The organism is Solwaraspora sp. WMMB335 (assembly GCF_049179075.1).
Classification (GTDB): Bacteria; Actinomycetota; Actinomycetes; order Mycobacteriales; family Micromonosporaceae; genus Micromonospora_E.
The window spans coordinates 3,218,132-3,238,409 of the sequence record NZ_JBMHMF010000001.1; the positions used below are offsets into that span (position 1 = coordinate 3,218,132).

At 70.9% G+C, this 20,278-nt stretch carries 22 protein-coding genes, 1 tRNA gene and 1 pseudogene; 8 read left to right on the forward strand and 16 right to left on the reverse strand.

Translation table 11 applies throughout. From position 1 onward, the window contains the following. Positions 1 to 86 precede the first annotated feature (86 nt). On the reverse strand, positions 87 to 1,091 hold the full coding sequence (locus ACN27F_RS13750; RefSeq protein WP_421433785.1) for a LacI family DNA-binding transcriptional regulator: 1,005 nt from the start codon (positions 1,089 to 1,091) through the stop codon (positions 87 to 89). Between the two features lie 274 nt (positions 1,092 to 1,365). Here ACN27F_RS13750 and ACN27F_RS13755 point away from each other — a divergent pair, with 274 nt between their 5' ends. Next, positions 1,366 to 1,956: a hypothetical protein gene (locus ACN27F_RS13755; protein ID WP_421433786.1), complete on the forward strand. Its 591-nt coding sequence runs from the start codon at positions 1,366 to 1,368 to the stop codon at positions 1,954 to 1,956. Positions 1,957 to 1,974: 18 nt separating this feature from the next. Here the strand turns inward: ACN27F_RS13755 and ACN27F_RS13760 are convergent. Further along, positions 1,975 to 2,247, reverse strand: a pseudogene (locus ACN27F_RS13760) (IS701 family transposase); the annotation flags it as partial. Positions 2,248 to 2,401: 154 nt separating this feature from the next. Between ACN27F_RS13760 and ACN27F_RS13765 the strand changes: the two are divergent. Together ACN27F_RS13765 and serS are read left to right on the forward strand one after the other, a co-directional pair. Then, positions 2,402 to 2,725 carry a hypothetical protein gene (locus ACN27F_RS13765; protein WP_421433787.1) on the forward strand — a complete coding sequence of 108 codons (324 nt, stop codon included), beginning with the start codon at positions 2,402 to 2,404 and terminating at the stop codon, positions 2,723 to 2,725. 33 nt (positions 2,726 to 2,758) lie between these two features. Beyond that, positions 2,759 to 4,048 carry a serine--tRNA ligase gene (gene serS, locus ACN27F_RS13770; protein WP_421433788.1) on the forward strand — a complete coding sequence of 430 codons (1,290 nt, stop codon included), beginning with the start codon at positions 2,759 to 2,761 and terminating at the stop codon, positions 4,046 to 4,048. A 272-nt stretch (positions 4,049 to 4,320) separates the two neighbouring features. Here serS and ACN27F_RS13775 read toward each other — a convergent pair. The 6 genes from ACN27F_RS13775 to ACN27F_RS13800 form a co-directional block, all read right to left on the reverse strand. Continuing rightward, positions 4,321 to 4,394, reverse strand: a tRNA-Ala gene (locus tag ACN27F_RS13775). A 188-nt stretch (positions 4,395 to 4,582) separates the two neighbouring features. Next, positions 4,583 to 5,437: a hypothetical protein gene (locus ACN27F_RS13780; RefSeq protein ID WP_421433790.1), complete on the reverse strand. Its 855-nt coding sequence runs from the start codon at positions 5,435 to 5,437 to the stop codon at positions 4,583 to 4,585. A 148-nt stretch (positions 5,438 to 5,585) separates the two neighbouring features. Continuing rightward, positions 5,586 to 6,227, reverse strand: a complete 642-nt coding sequence (locus tag ACN27F_RS13785) for a GNAT family N-acetyltransferase (protein ID WP_421433792.1) — start codon at positions 6,225 to 6,227, stop codon at positions 5,586 to 5,588. Continuing rightward, positions 6,224 to 7,660 carry a gephyrin-like molybdotransferase Glp gene (gene glp / locus ACN27F_RS13790; protein ID WP_421433794.1) on the reverse strand — a complete coding sequence of 479 codons (1,437 nt, stop codon included), beginning with the start codon at positions 7,658 to 7,660 and terminating at the stop codon, positions 6,224 to 6,226. The genes ACN27F_RS13785 and glp overlap by 4 nt, the downstream gene beginning before the upstream one ends. Continuing rightward, positions 7,657 to 8,616 (reverse strand): UTP--glucose-1-phosphate uridylyltransferase, encoded by a 960-nt coding sequence (locus tag ACN27F_RS13795; RefSeq protein WP_421433795.1) that lies wholly within the window; start codon positions 8,614 to 8,616, stop codon positions 7,657 to 7,659. The genes glp and ACN27F_RS13795 overlap by 4 nt, the downstream gene beginning before the upstream one ends. Positions 8,617 to 8,625: 9 nt before the next feature. After that, entirely contained in the window at positions 8,626 to 11,076 is a 2,451-nt protein-coding gene (locus tag ACN27F_RS13800) for a diguanylate cyclase (RefSeq protein WP_421433797.1), read from the reverse strand. 85 nt (positions 11,077 to 11,161) lie between these two features. Here ACN27F_RS13800 and ACN27F_RS13805 point away from each other — a divergent pair, with 85 nt between their 5' ends. Continuing rightward, on the forward strand, positions 11,162 to 11,827 hold the full coding sequence (locus ACN27F_RS13805; protein WP_421433799.1) for a 5-formyltetrahydrofolate cyclo-ligase: 666 nt from the start codon (positions 11,162 to 11,164) through the stop codon (positions 11,825 to 11,827). Between the two features lie 109 nt (positions 11,828 to 11,936). Then, the gene (locus ACN27F_RS13810) at positions 11,937 to 12,308 is read left to right on the forward strand and encodes an FmdB family zinc ribbon protein (protein WP_421433800.1); all 372 of its coding nucleotides are present in this window, start codon (positions 11,937 to 11,939) and stop codon (positions 12,306 to 12,308) included. A gap of 4 nt (positions 12,309 to 12,312) precedes the next feature. On the opposite strand, the gene ACN27F_RS13815 is transcribed toward ACN27F_RS13810, so the two are convergent. Next, on the reverse strand, positions 12,313 to 12,498 hold the full coding sequence (locus ACN27F_RS13815) for a hypothetical protein (protein WP_421440617.1): 186 nt from the start codon (positions 12,496 to 12,498) through the stop codon (positions 12,313 to 12,315). A gap of 132 nt (positions 12,499 to 12,630) precedes the next feature. Here ACN27F_RS13815 and ACN27F_RS13820 point away from each other — a divergent pair, with 132 nt between their 5' ends. The 3 genes from ACN27F_RS13820 to ACN27F_RS13830 all read left to right on the forward strand — a co-directional run bounded on the left by ACN27F_RS13820 (position 12,631) and on the right by ACN27F_RS13830 (position 14,483). Next, a complete protein-coding gene (locus tag ACN27F_RS13820; RefSeq protein WP_421433801.1) occupies positions 12,631 to 13,032 on the forward strand; it encodes a hypothetical protein in 402 nt (133 codons plus the stop codon). 154 nt (positions 13,033 to 13,186) lie between these two features. Then, the gene (locus ACN27F_RS13825; protein WP_421433802.1) at positions 13,187 to 13,606 is read left to right on the forward strand and encodes a Fur family transcriptional regulator; all 420 of its coding nucleotides are present in this window, start codon (positions 13,187 to 13,189) and stop codon (positions 13,604 to 13,606) included. Positions 13,607 to 13,619: 13 nt separating this feature from the next. Continuing rightward, on the forward strand, positions 13,620 to 14,483 hold the full coding sequence (locus tag ACN27F_RS13830; RefSeq protein ID WP_421433803.1) for an oxygenase MpaB family protein: 864 nt from the start codon (positions 13,620 to 13,622) through the stop codon (positions 14,481 to 14,483). On the opposite strand, the gene ACN27F_RS13835 is transcribed toward ACN27F_RS13830, so the two are convergent. The 7 genes from ACN27F_RS13835 to ACN27F_RS13865 form a co-directional block, all read right to left on the reverse strand. Then, a complete protein-coding gene (locus tag ACN27F_RS13835) occupies positions 14,476 to 15,429 on the reverse strand; it encodes a RecB family exonuclease (RefSeq protein ID WP_421433804.1) in 954 nt (317 codons plus the stop codon). The two genes, ACN27F_RS13830 and ACN27F_RS13835, sit on opposite strands and share 8 nt — an antisense overlap. Positions 15,430 to 15,489: 60 nt before the next feature. After that, positions 15,490 to 16,104, reverse strand: coding sequence for a MarC family protein (locus ACN27F_RS13840; protein WP_421433806.1), 615 nt, complete (start codon positions 16,102 to 16,104; stop codon positions 15,490 to 15,492). A 47-nt stretch (positions 16,105 to 16,151) separates the two neighbouring features. After that, entirely contained in the window at positions 16,152 to 17,009 is an 858-nt protein-coding gene (locus ACN27F_RS13845; RefSeq protein ID WP_421433807.1) for a PHP domain-containing protein, read from the reverse strand. Further along, complete coding sequence (locus ACN27F_RS13850) at positions 17,006 to 18,379, reverse strand: hypothetical protein (protein WP_421433809.1); 1,374 nt, start codon at positions 18,377 to 18,379, stop codon at positions 17,006 to 17,008. Before ACN27F_RS13850 ends, ACN27F_RS13845 begins: the two co-directional genes overlap by 4 nt. Next, a complete protein-coding gene (locus ACN27F_RS13855) occupies positions 18,376 to 19,053 on the reverse strand; it encodes a SigE family RNA polymerase sigma factor (protein ID WP_421433810.1) in 678 nt (225 codons plus the stop codon). The genes ACN27F_RS13850 and ACN27F_RS13855 overlap by 4 nt, the downstream gene beginning before the upstream one ends. A gap of 110 nt (positions 19,054 to 19,163) precedes the next feature. Beyond that, positions 19,164 to 20,045: a PH domain-containing protein gene (locus ACN27F_RS13860; RefSeq protein WP_421433811.1), complete on the reverse strand. Its 882-nt coding sequence runs from the start codon at positions 20,043 to 20,045 to the stop codon at positions 19,164 to 19,166. A 6-nt stretch (positions 20,046 to 20,051) separates the two neighbouring features. Continuing rightward, positions 20,052 to 20,210, reverse strand: coding sequence for a hypothetical protein (locus ACN27F_RS13865; protein ID WP_421433812.1), 159 nt, complete (start codon positions 20,208 to 20,210; stop codon positions 20,052 to 20,054). Positions 20,211 to 20,278 lie beyond the last annotated feature (68 nt).

Below are 20,278 nucleotides of genomic sequence, written 5' to 3' on the forward strand. Positions count from 1 at the left end.
CGGATGCCGGCGATCCTGGATGCAGAAAAGGGGCGAACCCACTCGGTTCGCCCCTCGCCTGGTCGATCGTTTCCGCAGGCGGCCGCCTAGCCCCTCGGGATCGGCGCGGTCGACCCCCGGACCACCAACTCCGGCTCGAAGAGCAGTTCGTCGGCGAGCACCCCGCCGCCGTCGATCTGGGTGACCAGCAGGTCCACCGCCGCCTGGCCCATCGTCTCGATCGGCTGACGCACCGTGGTGAGTGGCGGATCGGTGCAGGTCATGAAGGCCGAGTCGTCGAAGCCGACCACCGACACGTCGCCGGGCACCGATCGGCCGAGCCGACGGACCGCGCGGATCGTGCCGAGCGCCAGTACGTCGCTCGCGCAGATCACCCCGGTCGCGCCCCGGTCGACCAGTCTGGTCGCCGCGACCCGCGCCCCCTCCATCGAGAAGCTGGACCGCTCGACCCACTCGCCGTACCCGGCGGACCAGCCGGCGACCTGCCGCATCGCGGCCAGCTTGCGCTGTGACGGCACGTGGTCGGCCGGACCGAGCACCAGACCGATCCGCTCGTGTCCCAGTGCGCGCAGGTGACCGTACGCCTGTTCGACCGCCACCGCGTCGTCGGTGGACACCCGGGGGAAGCCCAGCTTGTCGACCCCCGCGTTCACCAGCACCACCGGCAACCCCCGGTCGGTCAGCCGCCGGTAGTGCTCGTGCGCAGCGTCGGCCAGCGCGTACGACCCACCGGCAAAGATCACTCCGGACACCTGGTGGTCCAGCAGCATCTCGACGTACGCCGACTCGGAGACCCCACCGATGGTACGGGCACACAGCGCGGGGGTGAACCCACGCTGCGCCAGCGACCCGGTGACCACCTCGGCGAGCGCCGGGAAGATCGGGTTCTGCAACTCGGGCAGCACCAGCCCGACCAGCCGGGCCCGCTCTCCGCGCAGCTTGCTGGGCCGTTCGTAGCCGAGCACGTCCAGCGCGGTGAGCACCGCGGTCCGGGTCGTCTCGGCCACGCCACCACGGCCGTTGAGCACCCGGCTCACGGTGGCCTCACTGACGCCCGCCTTGCGGGCCACCTCGGTCAACCGTTTCGTCACGGCCGCAATCTTACGCTCCACCGATGAAAAAACAGGACAACACCCTGCCGCAGATTGACGTACGGCGACGGTCCGCCGCTCGACACCGCGCGGCTGGCCTCCCGCGCCCTCCCCGGTACGCCATCGGGCACTGGCCCGTGTCGTGGTCACGACACCGACCGGACGTATCAGCCACCACGCCTCGCGCCTCTCGTGGACGACCGATGCCGCACGGCCCCGGGCGCTCTCGCGCCGGTCGTACGGTTTGCTCCGCATGATCCCGGAGGTGGATCCAATGACGACCCCGATCGAACTCACGGTGACCGCCGACGTCACCTCGTCACACTGGCTCGGCGGCCAGCAACAGGCCACCGGTGCCTGGTGCTTCGCGGCCGCCACCGCCACGGTGCAGCACGGCTTCGGCACCGAGATCTCGCAGGGCGAGATCGCACACAAGGTCCTGATGGCACGTGGCGAGGCGAACGACCCCCAGCAGAACGCCGCGCAGTACCTCGTGGGCGTGCAGAACCTGTGGGCGCTGCACAATCTCAATGACACGAGCTGGGCCAGTGTCGGGCAGTACGTCAACACCGACGACACGCTCCGGGGTTACCTCCGCCAGAGCTGGGGGTCGCCGCTGCTGGAAGGCCGGACCTCCAACCTGGGCGGCCGGCTGACCGAATCCGAGATCACCACGACCCTCGACAACAACGGCCTGGTCCTCAGCGGCAACGCGATGCACTGGAAGGTCATCTACGGCTACCTGCGGTACAGCGACGGATCGCTGAAGCTGAAGGTGTACGACCCGATGAACGGTGCGAGCAACCCGGTTCCCGCCGCGACCGTCCGGAACGACATGCAGGTCAGCTACCGGATCACTGCCTAGTACGGCAGCCGCCATTTGCTAGTTGACCAGGGCGTAGTCGCGGTTGAGGCGGGTGCGTTGGTGGTGCCAGCGGGCGCGGGCCTGGTGCCGGCGTCGCCAGGTCAGCCAGTCGATGGCGTGGTCGGGTGGTTGTGGGTGGTGGAGTGCGTCGGCGAGGAGTCGTCCGATCTCGGGCACGGTCAGCGGGATCAGGCCGGGCTCGGCCGGTGGCGGCTGGTCGGGTGTGGTCGGCGGGGGTGCCTGGGTGTCGGTGCGGTGGCGTAACCGCGCGGCGGTGACCGCGCAGACCGCGTGCCCGGTCCACCAGCAGCGCGATCAACTGCTCCATCCGTGGCCGTACCCACCGACCCGCCTGCGGGCTCCTGCTCGATAGTGGTCTCGGTCGTCATCTGGCGCATCTCCCTTGATCAGCAGATCCGCCGTTAGTTGTACACACCCGCCGTGGATGGCGTACGGGGCATGGCTTCGCAGCGCGGGACTGGGCGCTATTCCCCCAGACGGGGAGTCCCGCAACGCGGCCGTCGGGCGGATGCTCGCCGGGCTTACGGGAAGCCTCGACCTGCCGGGGCCTCGGCTCGTCGTCGGCCACGGCCTGATGATCTCCGCACTGCTGCAACTCCTGCGCGGGCGCAGCCTTGACCGTTGGGACCTACCCGACGCGCCGCACGTGAAGCCGATTCCGCTCACCGACCAGCGGCTCCGCCAGCTCATCGCCACGTACCACAAGGGCGAGCGAAATCATCGCAACTTCGCTGATGTCTCCCACTAGCCTTGGATGTCTGCCCAATCGGATGGAGATGAGATGCACGACCCACGACACCTCCTGGATCCCGCGACCGACGCCGTCCGGCGGCTGTCCCGCCGCAGCTACAGCCTCGACACCGACCGGCTGGGCAGCCTGGTCTCCTCTCGCAGCCAGGCGATCCAGGCCACCGACGCCGCCCGCGCCGAGGCCAAACGCCTCGCCGCCGCCGTCCAGGCAGCGGGCCGTGCCGGAGAACCGACCGCCGAACTGGCCGACCAGGCCCGCGCGATCAAGATCCGCATCCAGGAGCTGGAGGCCGAGCTCGACCAGCACGAGACCGCCCTACAGGAGCTGCTGCTGGAGATCCCCAACCTGCCTGAGGACCGCTGCCCCGACGGAAACAGTGACGAGTTCGCCACCGAGGTCCGCCGCGAAGGAACTCCGCCCGTCTTCGACTTCGACCCGCTCGACCACGTCGACCTCGGGGAGCGGCTCGGCATCCTCGACTTCGCCGCGGCCACGAAGCTGTCTGGACCCCGATTCGCGGTGCTCAAAGGTGCAGGTGCGGCCCTGGAACGGGCGCTGGCGAGCTTCTTCCTGGCGCTGCACACCAGGCGGCACGGCTACGTCGAGCACTCGGTGCCGTCGCTGGTCAGCCGCAAGACCATGACCGGCACCGGCCAGCTGCCGAAGTTCGAGCAAGACCTGTTCAAGACGTCGGTCGGAGACCGCGAGCTGTTCCTGATCCCCACGGCCGAGGTGCCGCTCACCAACCTCTACTCCGGTGAGGCGCTGCGCGAAAGCGACCTGCCCATCGCACTCACGGCGCACACGCCGTGCTTCCGTTCGGAGGCAGGTTCCTACGGCCGCGACACCCGTGGCCTGATCCGTATGCACGAGTTCTCCAAGGTTGAGCTCGTCCGCATCTGCCGACCCGAGGACTCCAGCAAGGAGCTCGAAATCATGGTTGGCCACGCCGAGGCGTGTCTGCGGGAACTCGGCCTGGCGTACCGCGTCGTTGCCCTAGCGGCTGGAGACATCGGCTTCGCGGCACAGTTCACGTACGACCTGGAGGTCTGGATCCCCAGCCAGAGCCGCTACCGCGAGATCTCCAGCGTCTCGGACTGCTCCACTTTCCAGGCCCGCCGCGCCGGCATCCGCTACACCGACAGCACGGGCAAGCGCGGCTTCGCCGCTACGCTCAACGGCTCGGGCCTGCCCATCGGGCGGACGCTGGTGGCCATCCTGGAGCAGTACCAGCAGCACGACGGAAGCATCCGGGTACCAGAGGCGCTCGTACCCTTCACCGGCTTCCGGAAGATTCTCCCCGACGGCGCGACCGAGTAGGGCACTCGTGGAAACACTGGCCGTGCATCAGCGAGTGATGCACGGCCAGCGCAGCGTGCAGCCGACGCTCGATGCTGTCCCAGTAGGCTCAACCACTCATGACCTTCACTACCTTGAGTTGAGGAAGTTGGCTGCGTGTCGCGGATCGAAGAAGTTACGGGTGAGTTGCGCGCCCACACGTTTGTGGGGGGTTTTCGGGGGGTGATTCAAAATTACATAGACAAATGCTAAAGCCCTGACCAGGGTTGTTGCTGGTCAGGGCTTTAAAAATGTGGAGCTGAGGGGATTCGAACCCCTGACCCCCTCGATGCGAACGAGGTGCGCTACCGGACTGCGCCACAGCCCCATGACGGGTGATCCACTGCCGGACCCGGCGGTGGACCGGCGCCAAGGCTAACAGGTCAGACACCGGACGCGCGAATCGATCCCCACTCCCCGCACCCACCACCATCCCGCCGATCTTGGACTCATCGTGAGCATTTGTCGCTTCTGTCCAACGACAAGTCCAAGATCTGCGGGAAAGGGTGGAGGGGGTCAGGAGCGGCCGGTGTCGTAGCTGCGGCCGGCTTCGTAGGCACGCCCGCGCAGCCCACCCGTACGGCGGTAGGAGACCGACCCGGTGACCCCGCCGCCGCTGGCCGCGGCCGGCAGGTCACCGGGGCGATCCAGGCCCATCGCGGCCCGGCGCATGACCTCCCGCTGGGCGGCCAGCCGGCGCTGCTGTTCCCGGCGGGCCGCCGCCCGACGGGCCTGCTCCCGGCGTACCTCGGCCTGGCGGGCGGCCAGCCAGGCGGCTTCCCGGGCTCGGCGCCGGCGCCGGCGCCGCTCGGCGATCGCCCGGTTGCGCAGGTGCACCAGGTACACGACGAGCAGCAGCGCTGTCACCGCGAAGCTGATCCAGAAGCCGGGACCGACCACCAGCACGCCGATCAACTCGACCAGGTTGAGCAGCAGCAGCGCGGCGAAGACCCGGCGGCGGCGGATCACCGCCGGGGTGTGCCGGCGGGCCGGGGCAGGGCGTGGCCGGGCACCGGCCTGGACGAGCCGCAGCCGACCGCCGCGTCGCCCACCACCCCGTGACGCCGGGTACGCCGGGTACGCCGTCGCTGGGGACGGAACGGAGGATCCGTTGAACGACCCGGCGTCGGGCGCCGTACCACCGTCCGAACCGACTCCGGAGCGTACGGTGAGCCGGCGACCCAGCGGCGGGTTGACCGGGTGCTTTCCGGGCACGGTACGGCGACGGCGGCGGCGTTGCAGCACCCGCGCCGTCGACTGCGCCCGCTCCGCCACCAGGCGCTCGGTAGCGTCGTACCGACGGACCAGCGCCGGTGCGAGGGCGAGCAGCCCGGCGGCGGCGAGGACAGCGAGGAGCACCGACGTCGGCACCCTCACTCCTCCCGTCACCCCGAGGCAACCAGCTACCCGCACACGAACATGAAGGCTTGATAGGTTGCCGTACCTTCTCGTTACTTGAGGTTACGGGCGCACCACCAGGAAATTTTGACGCCGCGCCGGCCGTGGCCAGGGAAACAGGTCAGTGCGTGGTGGTGCGCAGCCGTCGCCACCGGGCCAGCAGACCACCTTCGACCAGGACTTCCTCGCTGGTCAGGGCATACCCGATGTGATCACGCCAGGCACCGTCGATGTGCATGTAGCGCGGATGGTAGGCCTCCTCACGGAAACCCAACTTCTCGACTACTCGACGTGACGGAAGGTTCTCCGGACGGATGTTGACCTCGATCCGGTGCAGACCACCGGCGGCGAACGCGTGGTCCACCGCCAGCGCCAGCGCGGTCGGCACGACACCACGCCCGGCGACCGCCGAGTCCACCCAGTACCCGGCGTAACCGGAGCAGAACGCCCGCCGCACGATGTTGCCGATGTTCAGGTGCCCGACGAACCGCTGAGCACCGTCCTCGACCAGGCAGACCGCGAAGGGCATGCTCTCGCCGTGCCGGGCCTGGCGGCGCTGGTCCCGGTAAAGGTAGCGGAAGGCGTCCGGCGAGTTGAGCTCGTGCCACGGCCCTGGCGGCGCGGACTCCCAGGGCGCGAGCCAGGCCTGGTTGCGTCGGCGGACCACCGACCAGTCAGCCGCGTCGGTGCGCCGGTACGGTCGCAGCAGCACCGGTCCGTCGGAAAGCTCTGCCGGCCACCCCGGCGGACCGTCGCCGATCACCGCTGCCGGTCCAACAGCAGTACGTCGACAGTAGATCCAGCAGCGGCCGTGGTGACCCGTTCGCCGAGCACCAGCAGTCCGTTCGCCTCGGCCAACCCGGACAGCGTGAACGGTCCGCCGGTCAGCGGCTGCACCGTGTAGCCGCCGCCCCGGCGCTCGGCCACGTGGGCTGGGCGGAACTCGCGCAGCCCGCCCGGCGACGACACCGTCTCCAGCAGGTGGGCGCGCACGCTGGGCCGGAACACCGGCTCGGCACCGGCCAGCAGCTGGATCACCGGTCGGGCCAGCACCTCGAAGCCGACCAGCGCGCAACCGGGTTCACCGGGCAGGCAGACCACGGGCACCTCCTCGGCTCCGACCGTACCGAATCCCAACGCCGTACCGGGATAGAGCGCGACGTCGGTGAACTCGACCGGCCCCGCGCGGCCGCCTTCCCGACGGGAGAATATCCGGCGGACCATGTCGCCCGGCCCGGTGCCGGTGCCACCGGTGGTGATGATCAGATCGGCGCGCATGGCCTGATCCTCGAGCAGCCCCCGCAGCCCCTCCGGATCGTCGTCACAGATGCCGACCCGGTACGCGAGCGCGCCCACCTCGGCCACGGCCGCGGTGAGCGCGTGCGAGTTCGCGTCGACCACCTGCCCCGGTTGACTGCTGCGGCCGACGTCCACCAACTCGTCGCCGGTGGCCACGATGACCACCCGCGGGCTGGGCCGCACCACCACGTGCCCGATGCCGGTGGCGGCGAACACCGCCACCATCGCCGGTGTCACGTAGGCACCGGCCGGAGCCAGTACCGCACCGGCCGGCAGTTCGTCGCCGGCCCGGCGCACGCCGTGACCTCGACGCGGCGCCTCGAAGATCTCCACCGCGGCCATGCCCTGGTCGGTCCAGTCGACCGGAACGACCACGTCGGCGGCGATCGGCAGGGGTGCCCCGGCGGCCACCGAGAAGCAGGTACCCGGGGTGAGCCGGACCGGCCGCCAACTGGCCGCGCCCAGGTCGCCGACGACGTTCAGCCGCACCGAGCGCGGCGGTGCCGGCGGGACCGGTGGCACCGCCGATCGGCCGGACTGGTTCGCCGACCAGCCGGCCGGATGCGCCGACCTGCTGCGCTGCTGCGCGGACCAACCGGCCGGGTGCGCTGCCCGACCGGTGGGGTACGCGGAACGGCTGGCCGGGACCGTGTTGCCACCCCGGCCGGCCGTCGCGATGTCCTCCCAGCGCGCCGCGTAGCCGTCGATCGCGGCCTGGTCGAACGCGGGGAAGGCGTGCGGAGCCACGACAGCCTCGGCGAGGAGATTGCCGTGCGCCTGGGTGAGGTCGAGGTCGAGCGGCGGCAGCGGCCGGATCCTGCGCAGCACACTGCCCAGGTATTCGGCAAGCGGCGTCAGCTCGTTGAAGGCCGCCTCGGCGCCGGCCGTCGCGGTCATGTAGTAGGCACCCCGGGCGAGTCGGCGATGAACTCCTTGAGCCAGGACCGGAACTGGTCGCCGAGCCCGTCACGCTGGCAGGCGATCTGCACCACAGCCTGCAGGTAACCCAGCGGGGCACCGGTGTCGTAGCGGGTCCCGCGGTAGACGATGCCGTGCACCGGCGTGCCCTCGCCCAGCAGCATGGCCATCGCGTCGGTCAGTTGGATCTCGCCGCCGCTACCCGGCTTGGTGCGCTTGATCGCGTCGAAGATGCTCGCCGGCAGCACGTAGCGGCCGAGTACGGCGAGATTGCTCGGCGCGTCCTCGGCGGACGGCTTTTCCACCAGGCCGGTGACCCGGACGATGTCGGCACCGTTCTGCACCGACTCGGCTGCCGGCTCGACCGAGGCGATGCCGTACCGTTTGGTCTCGGCCGGCGGCACCTCCATAAAGGCCAGTACGATCCCGCCGGCCCGGGACTGTAGGTCGATCATGGCCGGCAGCAGCGGATCGTCCTCATCGACGAACTCGTCACCGAGCAGTACGGCGAACGGCTCGTCGCCGATGTGCGCCTGCGCGCAGCCGACCGCGTGACCGAGCCCGAGCGGCTCGTGCTGGCGGCAGGTGTAGATCTCGGCCAGCTCGCTCGGCCGGCGTATTGCGGCCAGCCGTTCCTGGTCGCCCTTGTCGGCCAGCCGGGACTCCAGGTAGGGCTGGCGGTCGAAATGATCGACCATCGAGGTCTTGCCCCGGCCGGTGATCAGCAGTACGTCGTTGATCCCGGCGGCGGTCGCTTCCTCGACGATGTACTGCAGGACCGGGCGATCGACGAGCGGGAGGAGTTCCTTCGGCACTGCTTTCGTGGCAGGCAGGAAGCGGGTGGCGAGCCCGGCGGCGGGGATGACCGCCTTCACCGCCCGCTGACCGGCTCCGGCGCGAAGGGGCGTTGCTGGGGTGGCTGCATGCTCCGACATGCCGCGAGACTATCGGCCACGGCTCTGTCGCGGCGGGTGTGGCCCAAAAGACGCGCCGCCGCCACGTGGCAGTCCGCCATCCGGGTTGGCCGTGCTGGTGCCCACGGTGAGACGTCCGGTACGCCGGGGTGCGGATTCGGCGACCCGGAACGTGTCGCGGCCAGCGGCTTTCGCCGCGTACAGCGCGTCGTCCGCGGCGTCGAGGACGTCTCCCCCGCTAGCGGCATGATCCGGATAAACGGCGATACCGATCGATACCGTGACGGAGATCGTGGTACGTCCACGGCCGGTCGGGCCGGCGTGCGGCTCGACCCGGATCGGGGCTTCCCGTACGGCCGCACAGAGCCGCTCGGCGACGATCAGTCCACCGCGTACGTCGGTTTCCGGCAACAGCACGACGAACTCCTCACCGCCTTGACGGAAGGCCAGATCGACTTCGCGGATCTCGGCCCGGATCCGGCGGGCGAACTCGACCAGGACGCTGTCCCCGGCGGCATGCCCGTACGTGTCGTTGACGTCCTTGAAACGGTCCAGATCGAGCACGAGAACAGCGAGCATCCGACCGAACCGGTTGGCCCGCTCGATTTCCCGGTGGATCGACTCCCGCAGGTGCCGGTAGTTCCACAACCCGGTGAGCGGGTCGGTCACCGACAGCCGCTCGGCTTCCTTGTGCATCCGGACGTTGTTCACCGCCACCGCCGCGTGTCCGGCGAAGGTACGCAGGGTCATCAGGTCGGCGTCGTCGAACTCGTCCCCGCCGAGCCGGTCGTAGACGGCGAGCACCCCGAATGCCGCCGGGGCGGCGGCAGCCGGGCGGCGGACGGACTGCCGGGTGGTCTGCGGATCCGATGTCTCGACGCTGGCGGCTCCGGCATCCTCGCTCCAGTCCGGGACCGAGAACGGGACCGCCACATAGGTCCGGCAGGCCGGTTCGTACGCCGACAGCGCCGGACCGTCCCGCTCGATCCGGCCCCGCCTCGGCTGACCGCTGAGCGCGACGGTGCCGAGCAGGCCAGTGCCGAGGGGAACCTGCAGGTCACCGCCTGAACTGTCGTCGTTGCCCTGGCCCGCACCGGCCGCCTGCGGGCCGGGGGTCGCGCCACCCGCGCCACCCGCGCCAGTGCTGCCGGCAGCCCCGGATACCCCGGATGCGGTCGATGCCCCCGGTGTGGCGGATACTCCCGACGCGGTGGATGGGGCGGGTGCCACGGTCCGGTTCGAAGTCTGCCCGACCAGAACGCCGGCGGCCGGGTCGAGGACCAGCACCGCGCCGTCGCGGGCACCGGTTGCGGCCAGCGCGGTCTGCAGAATCACCCGCAGGATCCGTTGCAGGTCATGGGTGCTCGACAGGGTGTCGCCAAGGATGGTCAGTTGCCCGCGCAGTTGGTCCCGGCTCGCGGTCAACGCCTGCACGTACGACTGCGCTTCCCGGGTCATCCGGTTGAAGATGCCGGCGAGCTGGCTCACCTCGTCGGATCCGCGCACCGGCACCCGGGCGGCGAGATCGCCGTCGACCACCCGGCTGGCCGCCTCGGCGAGCTCGGCCAGCGGTGCGGTCGTCGATCGGGCCAGCCACCAGGCGGCGACGACCGCGAGCAGTCCGGCCAACACGACGGTGGCGACGAGCATGGCGTACAGCCCGGACAGTTGCTCACGTGGCGTGGACAGCACCATCGACAGTGGTTGACCTGGCCCGGGACCGATGCGCCGGACGTGCCGACCGCCGTCGATCCAGATGCTGTCACCGTCAGCGAGGCCACTGACGGTAGCCAGCACGCCGCTGCGAGTATTTGCCGATTCGGTGCTGTACACGACCTCCGTGCCGGCGAAGTCGCGCAGCACCGTGACCGCTACTCCGCTGGAGTCGGCCAGCCGGGCGACGAACTGGGCATCGAGCAGTTGCGCCGCCGTCACCCGGCCCAGGAAGGCGCCGTCGGCGTCGCGGATCTCGACCTCGGCGGCGACCGCGAGAAGCACGGCAGACGGATCCGATGACGCGCTGGGAGCAGGCGATGCACTGGGAGCAGGTGACGCGCTGGGAGCAGGTGACGCGCTGGGAGCAGGTGACGCGGCCGACGGTTCCGGCGAACGTGCGGTGGCATCGCCGGTGCCACAGCTGAGCCATGGCTGGGCGAGGTCCTCGCCGGTGGCGGCGATCGGCGACCCGTCCGCCGCGCTCACCGCCACGGCCGAGGCGAGCCCACGCCGCACCGCTTGCTCTGCGGCGGTGCGCAGCCGCCCAGGTTCGGACAGCAGCGCCACTGAGCCGGCAGTGGCCTCCAGCCGGGCGCAGAGCGCGCCGATCGAGGTACGGATGCTCGCCGTCGCCAGGTCGAGGCGCTCGGCGGAGCGGCTTTGCCCGACGGCGGCCACGGTCGCCCCGACGAAAAACGCTCCGAGGAGGACCGGTCCGAGCACGACCGACAGGAAGGCGGTAGTCAACCGTCCACGCAGGGTCACGCTTCCCCCAGAGAATTCTGCACCTCGATGGTGCGATGCTGACACAGCTCAGATGATCCGCAGCGATGGCCACCAGGAGTGTTGGGTGTCGGATTTACCCGATAGAGCAACTGACTGCTCGCTGACCAAGGACAGACTCCGTACTGCCATTCTGGACCGGCGGCGCAAGCTGGGCGAGCGCCAGGTCACCGCAGCCCGGATCCAGGTTCAGGCGACGCTGCGGGAACTGGTGCGTCACACTGCCACAGTGCAGGTCGCGGCGTACGTACCGGTGGGCCGCGAGCCGGGCGGACCGGATCTGCCGGCGCGCCTCGCCGAGCTGGTCGGCAGGTCGGATCAGGTACTCCTGCCGGTCCTGCTTGCCGACGGTGACCTGGATTGGGCCGCGTTCGGCGGGCCGGTGGGGCTTCGCGGCACCGGGCACGGGCTGATCGAACCGACCGGCCCGCGACTCGGACCCTCGGCGGTTGCCGACGCCGGCCTGGTGGTGGTGCCGGCACTCGCCGTCGACACCCGCGGCGTACGACTGGGACGCGGCGGCGGCTCGTACGACCGGGCGCTCACCCGGGTGTCCAGCCACGTCCCGGTCGTCGCGCTGCTGTACGACGGCGAGATTCTCGCGGAGGTGCCGGCCGAACCGCACGACCGTCCGGTGACCGCCGCCGTCACCCCGGCCGGGCTGCGTCGACTGCCCGCAACGTCGGTCCGGGGCCGGCCCCCGCCCGACCGAGGCTGGCCGCCATCGCGGTAGTCAAGGTGAGCCGCTGCACACTTCTGCTGGACGTAGTGGCCTCCGATGCCGCACCATTGGCACTCGAATAGGTTGAGTGCCAGACGGCCGGCCAAGTTCGGAGGAGACCGTGCCTACCTACCAGTACGCCTGCACCGAGTGCGGACACCAGCTTGAGGCGGTGCAGTCCTTCACCGATGAGCCGCTGCAGGAGTGCCCGTCGTGCACCGGGCGGCTTCGCAAGGTCTTCAACTCCGTCGGCATCGTGTTCAAGGGTTCCGGCTTCTACCGGACCGACTCCCGCAACGGGGAGGGCAAGGGCACCGCCAACGGTGCCAACTCGTCGGAAAAGTCGGACAAGAAGGACTCGTCGACCACGAAGCCCTCGACCGGTTCGAGCGAGTCCGCCGCATCGAGCAGCACCACGTCGAACGGCAGCGGCACGGGTGGCTCGACCACCACGGCCAAGGCACCGGCGGCGGCGAACTCGGCGAGCAGCTGAGCCGTCAGTCCCAGTGCGGCGGGCGCTCGGCCAGCAGCCACTCGTCGTCGCCGACGCGCTCGCCCCAACCGCGATCGGTGTCGTCGCTGGTCTGCTCCGGCAGCAGCGGCCCCCCATCGTCGCCGAGATCGACGAACCGGTCGGCGTCACCGGTGCGGTCACCCGGCCGGGAATCGTCCAGTCTGCGCACGGTGTCAGGCTACTCCCGGCGAGGTTACTGCGGCGGCGGCGCTGGCGCGCCCGCTGCCGACGCGGGCCTTCACCCACCGCCCGGACAGCGGAGAGCGGGACGCCCACCCGTGTTCCGGTAGCGTCGATCAGCGTGACGAACGATGACGGCCGGGCGGGCGACGCGGGCGACACTGGCGACGAATACTGGCAGCGACCGAGCCCGCAGGCCACCGGCGACGAGTTCGGCGCGGGCCACGGCCACGGCCACCGTCACGGCACCGGTCGCCGCGACGCCGGGCAGGACCACGCCGCTGCCGGTGCCGACCCGGCGAGCGGCTACTGCGGCCCGCCGGTCGGGACGCCTCCGCCGCCGGGCTGGCGCCCACCGCTGGTCGTCAACCCCGCACCGCCACGATCGCTGCCGGCTCAGGACGCCGCCGCGCTCGACGAAGCAGAACGCGGCGCCCGTACCGTCACCTACGGTGTCGGCATGATCGTCGGTGCAGTAATGATCGTCCTGGTTTGTCTGCTCTGCTCCAGGTTGCTGTTCTGAGATCCGGGCGCTGTCACGAGGTCCGACCGACCATGTTCCGCCGCCCGACCGACCATGTTTTGACGCCCGACCGACCAGCAGCCGGTTGTGGCAGCCGCCACGATAGCCGTGGCTCTATCTTGAACAGCGCTCACCTGCGTGTTTCGATGAACGGATGGCGGCAGAAGAGCAACTGCGTAGCCGGGGGCTCAGAGTGACCCGGCCACGCCTGGCCGTGCTCGACGTGCTGTCTCATGGCGGCCATCGCGGCGTCGACGAGATCGCCCGTGAGGTACGCGACCGCATCGGCTCGGTGTCGACCCAGGCAGTGTACGACGTGCTCAACGCGCTGACCCTGGCCGGGCTGGCCCGACGGATCGAGCCGGCCGGCGGTGCGGCCCGTTACGAGGCCCGCACCGGAGACAACCATCACCACGTGGTGTGCCGCGACTGCGGACAGGTCGACGACGTGGACTGCACCGTCGGGGCCGCTCCCTGCCTGGAGCCGAGCACCACCCACGGGTTCGCGATCGACGAAGCCGAAGTGACGTTCTGGGGACTCTGCCCGGCATGCCAGGACGGTCGCGCCCGATGACCGCCGGTGCGCGATGACCGGATCGACCGACGATCTGGGGCTGTTCGGTCCGGATTCCGTCACCTGGCGGGTGCACGACGAGCCGATCCTCGTCGTGGCCGGGCTGCGCTCGCTCTACTTGCAGGCGCTGCATCCGCAGGCCATCGCCGGGGTCGCGCAGAACTCCGACTACCGGTCGGATCCGTTCGGCCGGCTACTGCGCACTTCGAGCTACGTCGCGACGACCGTGTGGGGCACCATCGCCGAGGCCGAAGCCGCCGGCGAACGGATTCGCCGGCTGCACGCGCGGCTGCGGGCGACCGATCCGCAGACCGGCGAGAAGTTCCGGATCGACCACCCGGATCTGCTGCGCTGGGTGCACGTCGCCGAGGTGGAGTCGTTCCTGACCACCGCGACCCGGGCCGGTCTGGCGCTGAGCCCGGCCGAGGTGGATCGCTACTACGCCGAGCAGCGCCGCAGCGCCGCCCTGGTCGGGCTCGACCCGGCCGGCGTGCCGGGCAGTGCCGCCGAGGTCGCCGCGTACTACCGTGACGTCCGTCCGCAGCTGCGGATGACCAGGCAGGCTGCCGACACCGCCCTGTTCCTCACCGCACCGCCGGTGCCAGAGCAGCTGGGCCTGCCGTGGCGGCTCGGTCTCGGCTTCGGCCCGCCCCGGCTGGCGTACCTGGGGATCGCCGCCACCGCCGCCGGCCTGCTGCCGACCTGGGCCCGCCGGATGTACGGCGGGCTCGGTCTACCGGCGGCCGGGCACTGCGCCGCGTTGTCTGCCCGCAGCCTGCGGCTGGCGCTGCGGGCCGTACCCCGCGACCTGCTGGAGGGGCCGATCCGCAAGGCGGCTCGGGCGAGGGTGCAGCGGCTCCGGCAGCCGGTCACCTGACGGCGTCGCCGGTGCCACCGGTCCGCTCAGCGTTGCCGCCCGACAGCAGCCGATCGACCGCAGCCCACTGCTGATGCTCGGGATACTCCCGCCCGGCCGGACAGATTCGCCGGTAGTCACACCAGCCGCAGAGCGGGCCGGCCGTGGTGGGGAACGCCTCGTCCCGATCGGTCCCGGCCGCAACCGCCCGCTCCGCCGCCATGATGTCCCGGGCGGTCGCCTCCGCCCGGGCGACCTGGCGGGACAGCGATTCCGGTGTGTGTTCATAGGCGCTCACCGAGCCGGACGGCAGGTGGTGCAACTCGACCCGCCGGCACGGCCGGCGGAACACCCGTGCGCTGGCGTACGCGTACAGGGCCAGCGCCTGCGAGCCGCGGGCGTCGTCGACGGTGAGCCCGCTACGACCGGTCTTGTAGTCGACGACGACGGCTTCGGGACCGTCCGGGCCCGGCCTGGCGTCGATCCGGTCGGCCCGGCCGTTGAACGCCAGCACTGCCGTCTTGACCGCCACCACCCGTTCGACGCCGAGCGGTTCATCGGCTGGGTCGACCGACGACAGGTAGCCATCCAGCCAGCGCACCGCCTGCCGGTACGCGGCGCGTTCCTGCGTGTCGTCGCGGTAGCCGTCGCGCACCCACGCGCCCTTGAGTAGCGGCACCACCGACTCAGGCCGGCGCTGCCGGGCAGGTTGGCTGAACCAGCCACGGAGCGCGGTGTGCACGCTCGCGCCGAGCGAGTTGTGCGCCCAGGGCGGTCCTTTCGGCGGCGCCGGGCGGTCGAGATAGGTGTAACGGTAACGGCGGGGACAGTCGGCGTACGCGGCTAGCTTGCTCGGCGTGCAGACGAACAGCCGCTCGGGCATGCCGGCGAAGCCGAGTTGTTCGGCCTGCCCGCCTGGGGAGGGACGGCTTGGCACGACCCCGATCCTGCCATCCCGGTCGGACATCGCCGCTACCGCACCCGGCACGGTCGGCGCCACCAGTGGAATTCGGCGTTTGGCCGCCGGTCAGGCGCCGGACGCATAGGAGCGTACGAAGGCCGCCACCGCGTCGGCGATCAACTGGACGGCGATGGCCGCCAGCAACAGCCCGGCGATCCGGGTGAGAACCTCGATGCCGCCGGGGCGCAGCACCTTGACGATGATCCCGGAGAACTGCAGCGTCAGCCAGACCACCAGCATGACCGCGAGAATCCCGGTGGCGATCGCGAGGTGGTCGGCGACCGTCCCGGCACGCTGCACGAACAGCATGGTGGCCACGATCGCGCCCGGCCCGGCGAGCAGCGGCGTGCCGAGCGGGACCAGCGCGATGTTCGACGTCGACTGCTGACCCGGATCGTCGGCCTTGCCGGTCAGCAGTTCCAACGCCACGAGCACGAGCAGCAGGCCGCCGGCGGCCTGCAGCGCGGGCAACTCGATGTGCAGGTAGGCCAGCAACGTCTGGCCGGCGACCGCGAAGACCACGATGACTCCGAGCGCGAGCGCCACCGCCTGCCAGGCGGCCCGGCGCCGCTCCCGCAGCGGCAGCGCGCCGGTGAGCGCGAGAAAGATCGGCACCATTCCGGGCGGGTCGGTGATCACCAGCAGGGTCACGAAGACCTCGCCAAAGAGCGTGACATTCACCAGCTCACGGTAGTGGGCAGCCGATCCGGGCGGTCGGGCCACGGCGGTCAGAGCGGCGGTACGCCCCACGCCGCGCCGACCAGTCTGTCGTAGGCCGCCACGTCGGTCGTGTGCGCGCCGAGCGCGACGGTCTTGTGCGCGCCGTGGAAATCCGACGAGCCGGTCACGACCAGGTCGAGTTCGGCGGCCAACCGGCGGACGTGTGCCCGCTCGGCCGGCGTGTGATCGGTGTGATCGGCTTCCAGCCCGGCCAGACCCGCGGCGGCCAGTTCGACGATCAGCGAGTCCGGCACGACCTGGCCGCGTCGGGTGGCGCGGGGGTGGGCGAAGACAGCCACCCCACCGGCGTCACGGACCAGCCGTACCGCGGTGAACACGTCGATGTCGACTTTGGGCAGCCGGTAGCGTTCACCGAGCCAGTGCGCGGCGAACGCCTCGTCGGTGCTGGCCACCAGGCCGGCCCGGATGAGTGCCTGGGCGATGTGCGGGCGGCCGACGCTGCCTCCGGCCGCGTAGCCCAGCACCTCCGTCCAGCTGACGTCGACGCCGTCGGCCCGTAACATGTCGACGATCCGCTCGCCACGCACGGTCCGGGCGGCGCGGACCCGGTCGAGTTCGGCGGCCAGCCGCTCGTCAGTCGGGTCGAACAGGTAGCCGAGCATGTGCAGCGGGACGGACGGCTCGGCGCCGTACCAGCGGCAGGAGATCTCGGCACCGCGGATCAGGGTCAGCCCGGCAGGGCGGGCCGTGGCCGCCGCGGTCCAGCCCGCGGTCGTGTCGTGATCGGTGAGCGCCACCACCGCCAACTCGGCGGCGGCCGCGGCCGTCACCACGTCCTGCGGGTTCAGGGTCCCGTCACTTGCCGTGGAATGGGTGTGCAGGTCGATTCCGCCGGTGCCGGTCACCGGCGATCCGGTACGCCGTCGACCAGCACCAGCTCGGCACCGGGCCCGGTCGGTGCCGTCACCTCGGTGCGGCGGATGGCGCCGCCCAGGCCGTTGCTGATCCGGTCCACATCGACCTCGACGATCTCGCCGGCGCCGGCGGCGTGCACCACGGTGCCTTCGTCGATCCACACGGTGGTGCCGGCCAGCCGGGGACCGGCCTCGCGTACCGCCGCCGATTCGACGTCGAAGACGCTCGCCAGGTCCACCAGCACCGCGAGTTGCGCCTCGCTGGTCGCGCGCACGTCGGCCGCTCCGTTGGCCATCAGCCACCGACCGTCGCGGGAGACCGCCCCCCGGCCGTCGCTGGTCAGCGGCAGCGTGCAGGCGGTCTTCTCGACGAACAGGTCACGCAACACGTCGAGCAACGCCAGACATGAGCGGCCGGTGGCGTCGCTCACCTGGCCGACGACGGTTCGCCCGTCGGGCATCGGCCCGTACACGGCGCTGGTGGCCTCGTTCCAGACCGGTTCGACCGCGCCCCGGCTCGGCCACCAGACACCGTAGCCCTGCACCCGGTCGCCGCCGCCGTCGCGGGCCATCAGCACCGCGTCCCCGACGAAACCGACCGGCCGCCCCTGCTCCGGCGCGGAGGCCCGCTGCTCACCGCTGAGTCGACCGCCGACCACTGTGGCGACGCCGACCTCCGCACCGCTGCGCCAGGCGATCCGGGTGCTGGCCGGGTCGACCGCGATCGCGTCGACCGCGGGCAGCACCCGGATCGCCTGCGGTGCGGTGCGGGTCGTCACGTACCACACCCCGGTGCCGCCCATCGGCTGGTCGCCGACCACCAGCCAGCCATCCGCGACCCGGCTGGCCGTGGACACCCGTTCGATCGGGGTGAGGTCGAGCAGCTGCCCATCGGCGGTGCGCAACTCGTTCGCCACGACCAGGTCGACCGGTGGTTGCTGGACCGCGGCCAACGGCTGCCGGCGCAACTCGCCGCTCACCGGGCGCGGCGCGGCGGGCGGGTCCGGGTTGGTGACCGTGGTGGTCGGGCTGGTCGACAGCGCTGGCATCTCGGCGAGCACCGCCGGTGCCGGCACCGGGACCGGGAGCAGGTAGCTGCCGGCGAGGCCGCCGACGGCAAGCGTGCAGACCGCCGCGACCGCGGCGGTACCGACCCGGGCCCGGCGAATCCGGCGGGCCCGCCGGATCGCCTGTCCGGCCAGGTCACCGGCGATCAGCTGGTCACCGGCGAAGGGCTGGTCGGCCGCGCGGCGGACAAGGCAGTGCCGCAGCGCTCGTTCAAGGTCGTCGGTGGCCACACGAGGTGGACGCTGCCACGACGGCTCCGGGTTGTCGCAGTTCGGGCGTGAGGGACGGGTCACTGCTTCTCCAGGCCGCTGCTCGCGTACGCCGGCATCGGCAGGATGCACCCGCCGGGGAGGGCGGCCGACGGTTCGGGCGAGGGCAGCTCACGCGACGCAGACTCGCGCGGCGTCACCGCCTGACGCAGCCCGATACGCCCCGACACCGGTCGCGGCGCCCCGCCGCGGGCGGAGAAGTCCAGGCCCTCGGCGACGAGCCGCTTGCGAAGCGTCCCGAGGGCCCGTGAGGTCTGGCTTTTGACGGTGCCGGGCGAGATGTTGAGCAGCGCGGCGGTCTGTGCTTCGGACAGGTCCTCGTAGAAGCGCAGCACCAGCACGGCACGCTGGCGGGCCGGCAGCGCCTTGACGTGCCGCCAGATGACGTCCCGTTCCAACTGCTCCTGGATCAGGTCCGGGCCGGCGCGTTCCGGCAGGATCTCGGTGGGACGTTCACCGTGCCAGCGCCGCCGCCACCAGCTGGTCGCGGTGTTGACCAGCACCCGGCGGGCGTACGGCTCGACCGCATCGATCTCACCGAGCCGTTTCCACGCCAGGTAGGTCTTGGTCAGCGCGGTCTGCAACAGGTCCTCGGCGGTGGCCCAGTCGCCGGCGAGCAGGTAGGCGGTGCGCAGCAGTGCTCCGGACCGGGACGCGACGAAGTCGCGGAACTGCTCCTCCATCGACTCGCTCGGCATATCCGGCAGCCTCCCCCGTCACTCGATACGGTACGCCGGAGTCGTCACCGGTGGGGGGCGGGACGGCTCGGCGCCGCGCGCGGCGGAGCGGGACAGTGACCGTGGTACCGTCACGCCCCGTCGTCCGCCTTGGCGGCTGCTTCTTCCTTGCTGAGCCGCGCCTCGACCGCCTGCGGCTCGTACATCTCCTCGACCACCCGCAGGTAGAGCTCGTTCGGGTTGGGTAGATGCTTGACCTCGCGTAGCGCCTGCTCCTGGCCGGCCGACTCCAGGATGAACGTGCCGTAGTTGAGGAAGCGGCCGAGCGGCGACTGCTCGTACTTCATGTCGGTGACCCGCAGCAGCGGCATCATCGCGACGTTGCGGGTGATGATGCCGTTGACGACCATCACCCGCTTGTTGGTAAGGATGAAGCGGTCGAACCACCAGTCGGCGATCTTCCACCCCACCCAGCCGAGCACACCGAGCCAGAGCAGTACGGCGACGGTGGTCAGCCCGCCGACGTCCTGACCGGCCAGGAAGCCGGAGAGGTAACCCAGGATGAAGGTCGCGACCACACCGACCAGCAGTGGGGTGATCAGGTGGATCCAGTGTCGCTTCCACTCGCCACGGTAACGTTCGGTAGGGAAGAGGTACCGCGCGACCAGTGGTGTCGGCTCGTCCTCCAACGGCAACACCCGGCGCGGCTGCACCGGCATGCCGGAGGCGTCGACCTGCAGGCCGGCGATTTCGTCGGCCGAGATGTCGGGGGGCGCGTAGCTGATGATGGGCTCGTCGCGGACCCGTCTGGTGCCGCCGGAGCCGCCGTACCCGGCGCTGGCGGAGTAGGACGGACCATCCGAGTAAGCCGGACCGTCACCGTACGACGGCCCTTCACCGAAGTGAGGGCCGTCGTCCTCACGGCGAATCCGCGGAATCGGCTCGGTGTCGCGTTGCCGGCGTCGACGTGCCGCTTCGTCGTCAGCGTCAGGGGGCTCGGAGGGGCTACCCATCGGCTACTAGGCCACGAGGCTGGCTACGAAGTCACCGAAGCCCTGTGCGATGTCGACGATGCCGCCGCCCAACGACTTGAAGACGTCGGCCGCCGAATCGGGACGGAACGCGACGAAGAAAATCAGAAACGCGATTCCGCCCCAGGTGAGGACCTTCTTGACCATTGCGGGCCATCCCCCTCCGTGTGGCGCGCCGCGACCCTCGTCCCGGCGATACTAGAATATCAGTCCTT